The organism is Kribbella sp. NPDC048915, assembly GCF_040649595.1.
Classification (GTDB): Bacteria; Actinomycetota; Actinomycetes; order Propionibacteriales; family Kribbellaceae; genus Kribbella.
In genome coordinates, this window is record NZ_JBEZFT010000051.1 from 21,331 (window position 1) to 36,188 (window position 14,858).

A 14,858-nucleotide genomic window follows, 5' to 3' on the forward strand; every position below is an offset into this window, starting at 1 on the left:
ATGAACGCGACTGTGCTGCTGATCGGCGGAGTGGCCGCCTTGGGACTCGCCATCGTCCTGGCCGTCCTCAGTATCACCGCACGTCCCGCGCCGAGCGGGATCGCGCGGGCACTGACCACGATCGAGACCCACTACTCCCAGCAGGGATCGCTGCCGGCCGACCCCGAGCGGGACGCGTTCGGAGCGCTGCCCGGCTGGCTGCCCGGCTGGCTGCGCGGTCTGGCGGTGCGGTTGTCACCGACCGGGATCACGACGAAGTTGCAACGCCGCCTCGACCTGGCCGGCAACCCGTCGGGATGGACACCCGACCGGGTCCTGGCGGCCAAGGGCCTCGGCATGTTCGGCTTCGGCGCCCTCGGTGCGCTGTACGGCGTCCGCGCGATCGGACTGTTCGTCGTCGGGGCCGCGATCGGTGCGACGTTCGGGTTCTTCCTCGCGGATCTCCTGCTGTACAACGCCGGCACCAAACGGCAGGACAAGATCCAGCGTGCGCTGCCGGACGCACTCGACATGCTGACGGTCTGCGTTGAGGCCGGGCTCGGTTTCGACGCCGCGCTGGCCCAGGTGGCCCGCAACACCCAGGGACCGCTGGCCGCCGAGCTGTCCCGGGTGCTGCAGGAGATCCAGATCGGCAAGTCCCGGGCGCAGGCGCTGCGGGCGATGACCGAGCGGACGACGGTCCCGGAACTGCGGGCGTTCGTGTCCGCTCTGGTCCAGGCCGGTGAACTCGGCATCACGATCGCCGACGTGCTGCGCGAGCAGGCCAAGGAGATGCGACTGCGGCGCCGTCAGCGGGCCGAGGAGAAGGCACAGAAGGTCCCGGTCAAGATCCTGTTCCCGCTGGTGTTCTGCCTGTTCCCGTCGATGTTCATCGTGATCATCGGCCCGGGCGCACTGAACATCTTCCAGGTCTTCCTGGGCAAGTAGCAGCCCAGCCGCGGGCTGCGTACGAGCCGTCAGGTCCTTGGTGCGGAAGAAGCTGTTCGCCGGAGCGCCGCCGCTATGTCGGCGTACAGGCGGGTGGTTGCCGGCACTACGCCGTTCATCAGGAAGAAGCCGTGAATCGTGCCGGCGTACCGGCGCTGGTCGACCTGGACGCCCGCGGCACGGAGGTTTTCGGCGTACCGCTCACCGTCGTCGCGCAGCAGGTCACACGAGGCGGTGGCCACGAAGGCGGGCGGCAGGCCGGCGAGCTCCGCCCGCAGCAGCGACGCCAGCGGATGACGCGCCTGGGCCGGGTCGGGCGCGTACTGGCGCCAGTACCAGCGCATCAGGGGCCGGCTGAGAAGGTATCCGTCGGCGTACTCGGTGCTGGTGGGCGTCGACAGGGCCGAGTCTGTCGGCGGATACATCAGCACCTGCAGAGTCAACGGTGGCCGGGCTTCGTCGCGGGCCCGCAGGCACACTGCACCCGCCAGGTTCGCCCCCGCGCTGTCACCGCTGACGGCCAGGCGGTCGGCGTCCACGGTCAAGCGAGCGGCATTGGCAGCTACCCAGCACACGGCCCGGTAGCAGTCGTCGAGCGGCACCGGAAAGGGATGTTCCGGCGCGAGGCGGTAGCCGACCGAGATGACCGCCCACCCGCTGCGGTTGGCGAGTGCCCGGAGTGGAACGTCGACCAGATCCAGGTCGCCGACCGTCCATCCGCCGCCGTGGAAGTGCACCACCGCCGGGTACGGCGGGCCACCAGCCGGGTAGTAGATGCGGATCGGCACCCGACCTGCCGCCACCGGAATCGACAGGTTGACGACCCGGTCCACCGGTTCAGGCGGCGCCTGCCACTGCAGGTAGGCGGCGACCCCACGACGGGCGTCCTCGACCGACGCCGGGAGGGTGTGGGCACCGGAGGCCGCCCTGCGGGCCAGCAGGGCGGCCACTTCCGGTGCGACCGCGATCACCGGGCCATCCGTCACGCGGTCACCATGGCGACATCAGCCTGCCGGGCCGCGCGGGACCGGTGGAGGATCGCTCCGGCGACTGTGGACGCCGCACCGGCGACGATCATCATCGCGACCATCGGCCAACTGGCGCCGCCGGCCGCCCCGACCACCGCCAGCGCACCCAGCGGCAACACCGCGCCGCCGACGAACGCACTCACCGCGATGGCGATTGCCACGCCGAGGTAACGAACCTCGACCGGGAACATCTCGGTCATCAACGAGGGCGCCACACCGCCGATCGCCCCGTACGCCAGCCCACCGAGGATCATCGCGGTCCACAACAGACCGGCCGAGGCGGTCTCGATCAGCCAGTACGACGGGGCCGCCCAGACCATCATCCAAACGCCGGCCAGCAGCAGTGTCCGTTCCCGGCCCCAGCGGTCACCGAACCAGGCGGAGGAGCCGGCCACTCCGACGAGCACGGTTGCCGTCAGGACGAGGCCGATCTGCACGGTCGTCGCCGACAACTCCGGCACGTAGGTCTTGGTATACGCGAGCAGGCCGGTCAGAAACGCGTAGCCGAAGGTCACTGGGCCGATCCACATCATCGTGCACACCACCAGTGTGCCGAGGTTGTGCCGGAGCAGAACGCTCAGCCGGCCCGCCCGCCGGCCGGCCTCCAGCCGCTGCGCGGCGGCGACGAACTCGGGTGTCTCCGCCAGCCGGTTGCGCAGGACGAGACCGCAGATCACGAGCACGGCGCTGAACAGGAACGGCAGCCGCCATCCCCAGGCCTGGAAGGTCGCCACCCCGACCACCGCGTTCGCGATCAGCAACGACGCACCGGCCAGCAGGATTCCGAGCATGATGCCGAGCTGGGCGAAGGCTCCGAAGAAGGTCCGCCGGCCGGGCGGCGCGTGCTCGACGGCCACGACGACGGCGCCCGGATACTCGCCGCCGACGGCCATCCCCTGCAGCAGCCGGAGTCCCACCAGCACCAGCGGCGCCGCGAGGCCGATCGTCTGGTACGTCGGCAGCAAGCCGACACCGACGGTCGCAACACCCATCAGCCCCAGTGATGCGACCAGCGCAGGTCGGCGTCCGAAGCGGTCTCCGACCCACCCGAACACGACGGCGCCGAGCGGTCGGGTGACGAACGCGACGGCGTGACTGGACAGCGCCACGAGCGTACCGACCCACGGGTGGAAGCCAGGAAAGAAGAGCGGGCCGAACACCAACGCGGCGACGAACGAGTAGAGGATGAAGTCGTACAGCTCAACGGCCGTGCCCACCATGGCGGTGAACGCGACCTGACGCGGTGTCAGGGGGCGGGCGCCGGGGCGCCTGGGCGGTGCGGATTGCAGCATCGGGACCTCCGGATGACAGCGCTCGCCGAGTGAATCGCTCAGCCGAGCGGCAGGGGCTGGTTCGCGGACTGGAGGAACTCGACCGTGGTGAAGACCAGCTCGGTGTCGCCGATGTTCTCCAGATCGTGCAGCAGGTACTCACCGGCGCCGAACGTGTAGTGCCGCGTCTCGCCGGCGGTGTAGGTGACCTCGCGCGTGGTGCCGTCGTGGGTGTGCTGCCGGCTGCGACCGGCGGTGATCGCCGTCCAGAAGTAGTCGAGCACATGGCGGTGGGCCGGGACGCGATCCCCCGGCGCGAGCCGGATCTCCCAGACTCGGACGCGGTCGGACTCACTGAGCAGCCGCTGGCCGACCATGCCGTTGCCCGCCGATCGGTCGAACTCGACACGCAGCTGCGCCGACCATCCGTCGTACCCGGTCGCGATCAGCGTGCCCGCGAGGGGGAGCTGGTCGAGGTGATCGGTTGCCGGCATCGAAGCCTCCAGAGATCGTGGTTCATCGGTGAGACCAGTGTTCGACTGGTGTGCGCAATAAGTCCAAGTCATCTTTTCGATGCTTCCGATTAGCTTTCTTCATGCCACATCCGGGCCACTCCCGAGACCGCCGGCTGGGCATCGACGGGATGCGGTCACAGATCCACCCATCCGCGCGGGGGCGCACGCCTGCTTGTCCACAGCTTCGGCTATCACAGCCACGGTTTCTGATAGATGGACCTATCGTTGAGGTCATGGTCGACATCGAACAGCCGAAGCGGAAGGCCGCCGGCGTCCCCGCGGTGTTGTCGTCGTTCAAGTTCGGTCTGCGGGACATGGGGCCGGTGCGCACCGGGCGGACCTTCCTGAAGATGAATCAGGACCGCGGTTTCGACTGTCCGTCCTGCGCCTGGCCCGACCCTCAGCACCAGCACACCGTCGAGTTCTGTGAGAACGGCGCGAAGGCGGTGGCCTGGGAAGCCACCCGCAAGCGCGTGCCGCGGGCCTTCTTCGCGGAGAACTCAGTCGCCGATATGGACCGGATGTCCGAGTTCGAGCTCGGCAAACTCGGCCGGCTGACCGAGCCGATGCTGCTGCGGGCCGGCGCCACCCACTACGAACCGGTCGGCTGGGACGAGGCGTTCCAGGTCGTCGCCCGGCATCTGAAGGCGCTCGTCGACCCCAATGACGCCGTCTTCTACACGTCCGGCCGGACCAGCAACGAGGCCGCATTCCTCTACCAGCTGTTCGTCCGCGCGTACGGTACGAACAACCTCCCCGACTGCTCCAACATGTGCCACGAGTCGTCAGGTACGGCGCTCTCGAAGGTGATCGGCAGCGGGAAGGGCGCGGTCACGCTCGAAATGCTCGAAGAAGCCGAACTGATCGTCGTCGTCGGGCAGAATCCGGGCACCAACGCGCCGCGGATGCTCACCCACCTCGAGACCGCCAAGCGCAACGGGGCCTCGATCGTCGCGGTGAACCCGCTGCCCGAGCCGGGCCTGATGACGTTCCTGAACCCGCAGAAGCCGCGCGGTCTGGTCGGCAAGGGCACCAAGCTGTCCGACCAGCACCTGGCCATCCGGATCGGCGGCGACCAGGCGCTGTTCCTCGCGCTCGGGCATCTGTTGCTCGAGGCCGAGGCGGCGAACCCGGGGACCGTGCTCGACAAGTCGTTCATCGAGTCGCACACCAGCGGCTTCGAGGCCTACACCAAGCACAACGCCGAGCTCAACTGGGCTTCGGTCGAGCAGGCCACCGGTCTGCGTCGCGCCGAGATCGAGGAGCTCGCGCAGCGGTTCATTCGCTCGAAAGCGACGGTGATCTGCTGGGCAATGGGCTTGACGCAGCACCGCGAGGCCGTGGCGACGATCACCGAGATCGTGAACGTGCTGCTGCTGCAGGGCAACATCGGCAAACCCGGCGCGGGTCCCTGCCCGGTCCGCGGGCACTCGAACGTCCAGGGCGACCGGAGCATGGGCATCTGGGAGCGGATGCCGGATTCGTTCCTGGACAAGCTCGACCACGAGTTCTCGTTCACCTCACCGCGCGAGCACGGCATCGACGCGGCCGGTACGGTGCGCCGGCTGCGCGAGGGCGCCGTCCGGGTGTTCTTCGCCATGGGCGGCAACTTCGCGTCGGCGACGCCGGACACCGAGGTCGTGCACCGCGGGCTGCGGCAGTGCGACCTGACCGTGCACGTGTCCACCAAGCTGAACCGGTCCCACACGGTCACCGGTCGCGAGGCGCTGATCCTGCCGACCCTCGGCCGCACCGACCACGACCACACCGCGGCCGGGACGCAGTCTGTCTCGGTGGAGGATTCCCAGGGCGCGGTTCACCTGTCGAAGGGCAACCTGACACCGCCGGCGCCGGAGCTGAAGTCCGAGGTCGGCATCATCTGCGGGTTGGCGCAGGCCGTCGTACCGCAGGTCGGCCAGATTCCGTGGGCCGACTTCGCCGACGACTACAGCCTGATCCGGCAACGGATCGGCCGGGTCGCGGACGGGTACGAACGGTACGAGGAGCGGCTGCGGGACGGCGGCGGCAAGTTCCTGCTCGCACACGCGGCGCGCGACAAGCGGGAGTTCCGTACGTCCGATGCCCGGGCGCAGTTCACCGCGAACGACCTGACCTGGTTGCCGACGGATCCGGGGCGGTTGCTGCTGCAGACGTTGCGCAGTCACGACCAGTTCAACACCACGATCTACGGCCTCGAGGATCGGTACCGGGGTGTGCACGGGACGCGCGAGGTGGTCTTCGTGCACCCGGACGACCTGGCGGATCTCGGGTTGCGCGACGGCCAGTACGTCGACATCGTCAGCGAGTTCCAGGGGGTCGAGCGGCGGGCGTCGCGCTTCCGGCTGGTCGCGTATCCGACGGCGCGCGGGTGCGTCGCGGCGTACTACCCGGAGACCAACGTGCTGATGTCGGCCGACGACCTCGCGAAGGGCAGCAACACGCCGGTCGCGAAGGGGCTCACGGTCAGGCTGGAGCCAGCCGCTTCCTGAACCACGGCTGGAGCGCTGCCATCGCTACGGCTGCCGCTGCAGTGGTGAGCCAGAGGCCTGCTGGTCCTGCGGTTTCAAGGAGTTCGGTGACGGTGAGCGGGGCGATCGTGGTGGCGATGCCCCAGCTCAGGCCGAAGACGGCGAGGTAGCGGCCGCGGGCCTTGTTCGGGGCGAGGCCCGACGCCTGGGTGAGGTAGCGAGTCAGCAGGAACAGTTCGCCCAGACTCCACAGGACTGCGGCCGCGAGGAAGGTGGCCAGACTGTGCGCGAACGCGACAACCACGAGGCCGACAGCGACGAGCAGGTAGCCGATCGCGATCGCGCGGAAGTCGTCCAGGTGCTGCGTTCTGAGGACGCGTTGCGCCACGATCAAGGTGGCCGCGGAGACGGCGAGGATGATGCCGGTGCCTGATTCCGGGAGGTTGTGCTCGAGCAGGGTGAGCGGTACGCCGATGACGAGCTGCATGTAGATCGTCGCGAAGACCGTGCCGCCGGCCAGCAGGATCAGCAGCCGGCGATCTCGCCATACTTTGCCGTCCTCGTTGTGCTGCTGTCGGCGTACGTCGTTGGGAAGCGCTCGTGCGACCAGTGCCGCGCAGGCCAGGCAGGTGAGTGCGTCGACAGCGAACAGCCAGCGGAGATCCCAGTGGCTGATCGCGGCGGCGACCAGGCCGGCGAGTACACCCGCAGCGGCGAGGGCTGCACTGTAGACGCCGTACGCCCTGGGTCGTTCGAATGGCGTGGTGACGTCGGCGATCATCGCTTGGCTCGGCGGTTCGTAGATCTCGAACACCAGGCCGAGCAGCAGCGTCGCCATCACTGCGGACCAGAGACTGTGGTTCACCGCGATCCACAACTGCGCGATCGCACATCCCGTCAGCCCGAGGACGATCGTCCGCCGCCGCCCGAGCCGGTCGGCCAACTGTCCCCCGAGCAACCGAGACGGCACCGTCGCCGCCCCGAACACCGCCAGTGCCGCTCCCGTCTCCCCCATCGAGGCCCCGAACTCCACCGCCAGCACGACCCCGAGGAAAGGCAACGTGAACGCCCCGACCCGATTGACTGCCCTCGCCAGCATCAAGACCCACACCACCCGCGGCAACCCACGCCACGCACGCGGTTCTTGCGGGGTGATCGTCGGCGAGGAGACTGCGTTCATCCGTGACTCCATGACTGTCTAAGTGGCTATGATCGGTCACGCGAGTTCGAGACTACGGAGGTATGGCGTGACTGGTCAAGTGTCTTTTGATAGTCATGCACGCGCGGTGCTGGCGGCTGCGGTGGAGTACGTGAATCGGCTGACCCCCGGGTACTCGGGCGGTACGCCGTACGACGGGCCGGGTGCTGACGACGCCGCGGTGGCGGGGGCCGTGGCGGAGGCGTTGACGGCGCTCGGGTACCCGCCGAAGTCGGTGCCGGTGGATGACGCGCGGCGATTGGTGGCCTTGGCCGGGCGGATGCGGATCGTCTTCGAAGCCGCCAACTCAGGCGAGCTGGACGCGGCCGCCGGCGAGATCAACGCACTGCTACTGGACACGAACGCACGCCCACAACTCGACCGCGGCAAGGACCGCCCGTGGAGCCTGCACTTCCACGGCCCCGACGAACAACTCGCCAACGGCTGGGCCGCCGGATGCGCCGCCGGCCTCGCGCTGGCGGTCGGCAGCGACCTGGCCGGCCGCCTCGGCGTCTGCGCCGCACCCCAGTGCGACCGTGTCTTCGTCGACGTCTCGAAGAACGCCCAACGCCGCTTCTGCTCCCCCCAATGCCAATCCCGGGTCAAAGCCGCCGCCCACCGAGCCCGCCGCCAGACGGCTCCCGAGTGACGAGCGGCTGATCGGGCTAGGGAGTGCTGAGTGTGGCGGCTGCAGGGTTTTCGTTGTCGACGAGCAGGTCGGCGCGTTCGGCTGGGTCTACGGTTTTGATGTACAGCTGCTCGCCCGGGATGTAGCGGGTGCGGTAGCGCTGTTCGGCGGCGGCCGGTGAGTCCATCCATTGCTGGTCCCGGGCGATGCCGCGACGCAGTACGGTCGCGAAGCTCACGTGGACGTAGATGCGCAGATCCCAGTGGTCATTGAGCTCCGGGCGCTGCAGGAACGCTCCATCGGCGATCAGGAGCGCGTCGTCCGGCGCCGTACACACGGGACCTTTCAGTACGACGGTGGCTGAGCTGTCGCGCAGTCCAGCCACGTACCGCCGGTCGCCTCCCGGACCGAGCGGCGCCAGCAGCCGTTCCCGGATCGCCGTGTTGTCGTACATCTCGAAGTAGTAGCTCTCCGGCGAATCGACCGGGTACGCCGTCCGCAGCTCCGGTGCCTGCTTGAAGTGATCCAGCCCGGCACGGATCACCTCCCGGCCGGTCCTTCGGCGCAGCACGTCGGCCAGCTCGTCCGCCAACGTCGTCTTGCCGGCCGCCGAACACCCGTCCACGCCGACCCGCACCGGATGCGGGCGCTCGACCCGCAGTACCTCGTCGGCCAGCTGCTCCAGCACCTCAGCTCGGTCACCCACGGCCACCATTCTCCTGCACGAGCGGCGCCCCACCCGAACGGTTTCGGGCGGGGCGCCGTACTGCAGGTCGTCAGCCGACGGGGGTGAGCTCGCGCTCCTCCTCCGGGGCGGGCGGGGTGTCGAGGGCGTGCTTGGCCTGCTTCGGGCGAAGCCACTTCGGCGCCCACCAGTTGGCGTCGCCGAGCAGGGTCATGATGCTCGGCAGGACCACCGCGCGGATGATCGTCGCGTCGATCAGGATCGCGACCGCGAGCCCGACGCCTAGCTGCTTCATGTCCAGCGTGCTCAGCGTCGCGAAGACCGCGAACACCCCGATCATCACCGCGGCCGCGCTGGTCACCACACCGGCCGAGCTGGTGATGCCTTCGGCAACGGCCTGCTTGGTCGGTACGCCGCGGAGCACCGCCTCGCGGATCCGGCTGACCACGAAGACGTGGTAATCCATCGACAGTCCGAACAGCACCACGAAGAGGAACAGCGGCAGCCAACTCACCACGGCACCGTTCGAGCGGAAGCCGAGCAGACCTTCGGCCCAGGTGTTCTGGAAGACCGCGGTGACGACGCCGTACGCCGCGCCCGCGCTCAGGAGGTTCAACCCGATGGCGGTGATCGCGACCACCACGGACCGGAACGTCACCATCATCACGATCAGCGTCAGCAGCAGCACGAACCCGATCACCAACGGCAGCTTGTCCTTCGTGTGCGCCGCATAATCGACGTCCGCCGCAACGAACCCGCCGACCGCGTACTCCACGCCCGGCACCTTGCCGACCGTCTCCGGCATCAATTCCTTGCGCAGCTTGGTCAGTGAGTCGCGTGCCTGCTCGCTACCACCTTCGTACGGCGTGGCGACCTCAAGCGTCGCGACCGTACCGTCGTCGGAGAACCGCGGCTCCTCCAGACCGTCCGACGCGTACCGGTTGTCGCTCTTCGTCCGCTCCATCAGGTCGGCCAGCGCGGCCTTCACCGCAGGCTGCTGGTTCGCGGGCGCCCGTACCGCGACCTCGTGGCTGGTGCCCGTGCTCGGGAACGCCGCGGTCAGCCGGTCATACGCCTGCATCACCGTAGTGCTCCGCGGGAGGTCCTCGGTGCCCGGGAACTTCAGCGTCATCCCCAGCGCCGGCGACGCGACCGCGAGCAGCGCGGTCACCGCGACCAGCAGCGTCGCGACCGGGTGCTTCAACGCCGGCTTGAGAATCGCCGGCCAGAACCGCGGCTCACCCTTGCTCACGGTCAGCCGCCACAGCAGCGGGATCCGCGGGCGGTCCACCCAGCGGCCGAGCTTCGCCAGTACGGCGGGGAGCACGGTCAGCGAGCCGACGACGGCCACCGCGACGACAAGGATCGAGCCGACCGCGAAGGACGAGAACACCGCGTCCCGAGCCAGGAACAGGCCGGCCATCGAGATGATCACCGCCGTACCCGAAACGACGACCGCGTGGCCCGACGTTGCCGCGGCGATCTCGACCGCGTCGACGTGACCGCGCCCCTTGGCGCGCTCCTCACGCTCGCGGCGGAGGTAGAACAGCGAGTAGTCGACGCCGACCGCCATACCGATCAGCAGAATCACGCTGTTGACCGCGTCGACTGCTGGCACCAGCTGCGATGCCGCGGCGGACAACCCGATCGCGGCAGCGACCGCGGACAGCGCGAGCAGCACCGGCACCGACGCAGCGATCAGCGCGCCGAACGCGATCAGCAGGATCGCCAGCGTCACCGGCAGGCTGAACATCTCCGCCCGCTTGAAGTCCTCGCCCAGCGTCTCGTCGAGCGCCTTGCCGATCGACAGCCCACCGACCTCCTCGATCCGGAGGTCCGGGTACTGCTGCTGAACCTTCGCTGTCGTGTCGAGCAGCGGCTGAACCCGCGCGGCGTCGTCCGCGTCCTCAGGGGCGTCCTTCAGGGTGACCCGGACGATCACCGCATCGTTCTTCGGCGACGGCATCGGGTCCGCGACCTGCGCGACCCCACCGAGAGCGCGCATCTGCTGAACCACCGTGCCGGCCGCCTTGGTCGCCGCGGCCTGGTCGAGCTGCCCGGACGGCGCGGTGATCAGCACACTCTCGACGTCCGGGTCGTCGAAGTTGCCGGACTTGACGATGTTGTCGGCCCGGGTCACCTCGCCGATGTCGCCCTCGTTCGTCGACTCCTTGGTGCCGGTCACGTTGCCGAGTGCGAAGCAGGCGATCACAACCACGACCCACATCGCGATCGCCCGCCATGGATGGGTGGCGCTCCAGCGCGCCGCCCGAACCGTGAGCTGTCCCCTGGCCATACGTCTCCTACCCCTCTGCGCCCCCTCGGCGCCCCACCCGGCGCCCTCCCTGGCGCGGCACCGGCCTACGGGTAGAAGCCTCGCTTCCACGACCCGTCCGCCACCATGCAGGAATCCCCCCAGCCCACCCTGAGGAAAACCCCACCCCACCCTTTTCCGTACGCCCTACGCACCCCACCCTCGGAGGGAGTGGTTGAGTCCCGCGGAGGAGGCGGCGTGAGACACGCTGGATCAACCGCCGACTGTCACCTTCCACACCCCCGGGTGACCTCCGCCAAGCTGTGCCGACCTTCCACACGCAACACCCTGTGGAAGCTCGCCGCGGGGTGTGGAGACTCGCGCCGGCTGCGAAGCGTCGCGGTGCGGTGCGGACCGGTCACCGCGGGGTGTGGAAGGTCACCGTGCCGCGTGGACGGTCACCGTGCCGCGTGGACGGTCACCGTGCCGGTGTGACGGTCACCCTGCCGGTGTGAACGGTCACCCCTCCGGTATGAACGGTCACCGTGCCGGTGTGACGGTCACCGTGCCGGTGTGACGGTCACCGTGCCGGTGTGACGGTCACCGTGCCGGTGTGACGGTCACCCTGCCGGTGTGACGGTCACCCTGCCGGTGTGAACGGTCACCGTGCCGCGTGGACAGTCACCGTGCCGCGCGGACGGTCACCGTGCCGCGTGGACGGTGACCGCGGGGGTCGCCTTCCTGTCGTGGGTTGCACAGGCCCGGGGGGAGGTTTCACAAGCGATGCGGACCTTGCACACGCAATTCCTTGTGGAAGGTCACCGTGCCTTGTGGAAGGTCACCGTGCCTTGTGGAAGGTCACCGTGCCGTGTGGAGTGGTTCACCACAGGTACGCCGTACCGCCTCGGCCGGCACTGACTTTGTGCACCAGATCCGTACCCTGCCGCCGATTCAGTACGGATCCCATGCACAAAGTCGCCCGGCGCCACGAGTGCCGGCGTACCACGGCGCCGTACCACCGCGCCACACCACCGCGCCACACCACCGCGCCACACCACCGCGCCACACCACCGCGCCACACCACCGCGCCACACCACCGCGCCGCACCACCGCGCCGCACCACGCCATCGCGCCGCCCGCGGCGGCCGTGCGGCCGTGCGCGTCGGGGGTTCGGGTCAGAAGTCGTCGAGATCCAGGGAGGAGGCGGCGGAGATGCCTTCCAGGTAGCCCTCGGCTCGCTCGGATTTGGGGTAGCGGTGAACGAGCGACCAGAAGGTGGCGTTGTGGCTCGGTTCGATCAGGTGGGCGAGCTCGTGGACCAGTACGTAGTCGACGACCCAGGCGGGCATGCCTTGCAGTCGGGTGGACAACCGGATCGATCGGTCCGCCGGGGTGCAGGATCCCCACCGCCTGTTTTGGTTCGAAACCCACCTGACTGACGCAGGTTCGGGCACTTCGGGGAGGTGACGACACGCGAGTTCGTGTGCTCTGGCCAACAATTTTTCGTCCGACACGCGGGATCGGCTGCGCTGCTTCTCCAGGCGCGCCAGCATGGTCTCGACCCACTGCGCCTCCTCCGCGGCGGACAGCCGGTCGGGCATCAGGACGACGACCCGCTCGCCGTCCCGGTAGGCGCTGACCGTGCGCTTGCGGCGCTTGCTGCGACGGATGTCCACGTACGGCGGGATCGGACGCGGTGGAGAGTCGGCCATGGCTCAGAAATCTACCCCGAGATTCCGGCAACTTTCTCCGGTCCACATCCTGTGCACGGACGTTTGCGCAGGTCAGGCGGCAGATCGCGACCTTGGCGTTGCCGGTTGTTCACACCGTGTTCCCCCACCCGTCCACAGTGTCCGGCGGCGCGTCCCACAGGTTGCCCACAGGGTTGTCCACAGGCGTGGACAACGCGGGCTTGCCGCCGTCGGCGGGGTCACCTAGCGTCGTCGGCAACAGGCTCCCGGACCGCTGCCGGGGCCGCTCGGAGGGGAAGCCGAGTGGTCCGCACGGCGGATCACCGGGAGCCTGTTCCGTCTGACCGAAACTTTCGGTAAAGGCTTTCCCAGGCGGGTTCAGGCGGCGCGCGGGCCGGGAGGTGCGCTTGAGCCAGCGGAAAGCTGCCGTAGGGTGATCCCGACTGGGCCGAACGGCCTACGGCAGGACGGTCTGTCGTTAGCATCCAACGACTGCCCGGGGCGAGACCCCGGGCTGGAATTCAAGCAAGGAGAGGGCCCTCATGGCAGAGACCTGGAGCGGCGAGTTCTACTGCGTCAAGTGCAAGGCCAAGCGCACCGCCGACGGCGAGGTCAAGGTCAACGACAAGGGCACGCGCATGGCCAAGGCCAAGTGCCCCGAGTGCGGTACGAACCTGAACCGGATCCTCGGCAAGGCCTGACGCACCAAGTCGTAGAGGCGGTGCCCGGCACGTTCCCCGTGCCGGGCACCGCCTTTCGTCGTCCACGGCCCCGATCCACGGTCCAGGCCCACGACACCCCGCAGCTCGCCCACAGCGGCCCCTGCGGGCGCCGGGCTTGGGTGACCGGACAGAATGGGAACGTGTCGGACCTCCCTCGTAAAGCGCTGAGCCGGACCGCCAAACTCGCCAGCCTGCCACTCGGCGCCGCCGGGCGGGCGACGGTCGGTCTGGGCAAGCGGATCGGCGGTGCGCCCGCGGAGGCGGTGCTGGCCGAGTTCCAGCGCCGGACCGCCGACCAACTGTTCGCCGTCCTGGGTGAACTCAAGGGCGGTGCGATGAAGTTCGGGCAGATGCTGAGCCTGATGGAGTCGGCGATGCCCGAGGAGTTCGCCGCGCCGTACCGTGCGACGCTGACGAAGCTCCAGGACTCCGCTCCGCCGATGCCGGCCTCGACCGTGCACACGATCCTGTCGCGGGAGCTGGGCAAACGCTGGCGGGACCGGTTCGACGAGTTCGACGACCTGCCCGCCGCGGCAGCGTCGATCGGGCAGGTGCATCGCGGGCGGCTCAAGGACGGCCGTGAGGTCGCGGTCAAACTGCAGTACCCGGGCGCCGCCGAGGCGCTGCGCGCCGATCTGCGGCAGCTCGGCCGGCTCGGCCGGACGATCGGCCCGATGATCCCCGGCCTGGACGTGAAGCCGCTGATCGCCGAGCTGCAGGAGCGGATCGGCGAGGAACTCGACTACGACCGCGAGGCGCAGGCGCAGCAGCAGTACGCCGACGCGTTCCGGGACCACCCGGAGTTCGTCGTACCGCGTGTCGTGAAGCACTCGCCGATGGTGATCGTGTCCGAGTGGGTCGAGGGCCGCCCGCTGTCGTCGTACATCACCGAGGGCACCAAGCAGGAGCGCGACGAGATCGGGCTGAAGTACGTCCGGTTCATGTTCAGCGGGCCGAAGTACGCCGGTCTGCTGCACTCCGACCCGCACCCGGGGAACTTCCGCGTGATGGCCGACGGACGGCTCGGCGTGGTCGACTTCGGTCTCTGCGCCCGGCTCCCGGACGGCCTGCCGCCGGCGATCGGCCGGCTGCTGCGGATCTCGCTGAACGGCGACGGTGTCGCAGTCCGCGACGGCCTCCGGGCCGAGGGGTTCATCAAGCCGCGGATGGACATCGATCCCGAGCAGCTGATGGACTACCTGGCGCCGTTCGCCGAGCCGGCGCGGGTCGACACGTTCCAGTTCAGCCGGGCGTGGATGCGCGCCCAGGCGAACCGGACCAGCGACTTCCGCTCCCCCAACGCATCACTGGCGCTCCGGCTCAACCTGCCGCCGTCGTACCTGCTGATCCACCGGGTCTGGATCGGCGGCATCGCGGTGCTGTCCCAGCTCGAGGCCGAGGCCCCGTTCCGCTCCGTCCTGGACGAGCTCCTGCCCGGTTTCACCGACGACTGAGCGCCCTGCACAGGAGC

At 69.0% G+C, this 14,858-nt stretch carries 12 protein-coding genes; 5 read left to right on the forward strand and 7 right to left on the reverse strand.

The annotated features are described in order from the left end of the window. Positions 1–927, forward strand: a complete 927-nt coding sequence (locus AB0B82_RS23600; protein WP_360172305.1) for a type II secretion system F family protein — start codon at positions 1–3, stop codon at positions 925–927. Positions 928–956: 29 nt separating this feature from the next. On the opposite strand, the gene AB0B82_RS23605 is transcribed toward AB0B82_RS23600, so the two are convergent. Genes AB0B82_RS23605 through AB0B82_RS23615 form a run of 3 tightly spaced genes read right to left on the reverse strand, consistent with a single transcriptional unit; the run spans position 957 to position 3,720 of the window. After that, on the reverse strand, positions 957–1,913 hold the full coding sequence (locus AB0B82_RS23605) for an alpha/beta hydrolase (protein WP_360172307.1): 957 nt from the start codon (positions 1,911–1,913) through the stop codon (positions 957–959). Next, positions 1,910–3,247, reverse strand: coding sequence for an MFS transporter (locus AB0B82_RS23610; RefSeq protein ID WP_360172310.1), 1,338 nt, complete (start codon positions 3,245–3,247; stop codon positions 1,910–1,912). The genes AB0B82_RS23605 and AB0B82_RS23610 overlap by 4 nt, the downstream gene beginning before the upstream one ends. A gap of 38 nt (positions 3,248–3,285) precedes the next feature. Then, positions 3,286–3,720, reverse strand: coding sequence for a hypothetical protein (locus AB0B82_RS23615; RefSeq protein ID WP_360172313.1), 435 nt, complete (start codon positions 3,718–3,720; stop codon positions 3,286–3,288). Between the two features lie 254 nt (positions 3,721–3,974). On the opposite strand from AB0B82_RS23615, the gene AB0B82_RS23620 reads away from it, so the two are divergent. After that, a complete protein-coding gene (locus AB0B82_RS23620; RefSeq protein ID WP_360172316.1) occupies positions 3,975–6,230 on the forward strand; it encodes an FdhF/YdeP family oxidoreductase in 2,256 nt (751 codons plus the stop codon). Here the strand turns inward: AB0B82_RS23620 and AB0B82_RS23625 are convergent. Beyond that, on the reverse strand, positions 6,205–7,389 hold the full coding sequence (locus tag AB0B82_RS23625; protein WP_360172319.1) for an MFS transporter: 1,185 nt from the start codon (positions 7,387–7,389) through the stop codon (positions 6,205–6,207). The genes AB0B82_RS23620 and AB0B82_RS23625 overlap by 26 nt on opposite strands. Positions 7,390–7,510: 121 nt before the next feature. On the opposite strand from AB0B82_RS23625, the gene AB0B82_RS23630 reads away from it, so the two are divergent. After that, positions 7,511–8,056 (forward strand): CGNR zinc finger domain-containing protein, encoded by a 546-nt coding sequence (locus AB0B82_RS23630; RefSeq protein WP_360172322.1) that lies wholly within the window; start codon positions 7,511–7,513, stop codon positions 8,054–8,056. Between the two features lie 16 nt (positions 8,057–8,072). Here AB0B82_RS23630 and AB0B82_RS23635 read toward each other — a convergent pair whose 3' ends face one another. The 3 genes from AB0B82_RS23635 to AB0B82_RS23645 all read right to left on the reverse strand — a co-directional run bounded on the left by AB0B82_RS23635 (position 8,073) and on the right by AB0B82_RS23645 (position 12,686). After that, positions 8,073–8,741, reverse strand: a complete 669-nt coding sequence (locus AB0B82_RS23635) for a uridine kinase (protein ID WP_360172325.1) — start codon at positions 8,739–8,741, stop codon at positions 8,073–8,075. 70 nt (positions 8,742–8,811) lie between these two features. Then, a complete protein-coding gene (locus AB0B82_RS23640; protein ID WP_360172327.1) occupies positions 8,812–11,016 on the reverse strand; it encodes an MMPL family transporter in 2,205 nt (734 codons plus the stop codon). A gap of 1,133 nt (positions 11,017–12,149) precedes the next feature. Further along, positions 12,150–12,686, reverse strand: a complete 537-nt coding sequence (locus tag AB0B82_RS23645; RefSeq protein ID WP_360172330.1) for a YgjP-like metallopeptidase domain-containing protein — start codon at positions 12,684–12,686, stop codon at positions 12,150–12,152. Positions 12,687–13,207: 521 nt separating this feature from the next. On the opposite strand from AB0B82_RS23645, the gene AB0B82_RS23650 reads away from it, so the two are divergent. Further along, a complete protein-coding gene (locus AB0B82_RS23650) occupies positions 13,208–13,366 on the forward strand; it encodes a DUF5679 domain-containing protein (protein ID WP_012922897.1) in 159 nt (52 codons plus the stop codon). Positions 13,367–13,527: 161 nt separating this feature from the next. After that, positions 13,528–14,841: an AarF/ABC1/UbiB kinase family protein gene (locus AB0B82_RS23655; RefSeq protein WP_360172333.1), complete on the forward strand. Its 1,314-nt coding sequence runs from the start codon at positions 13,528–13,530 to the stop codon at positions 14,839–14,841. Positions 14,842–14,858 lie beyond the last annotated feature (17 nt).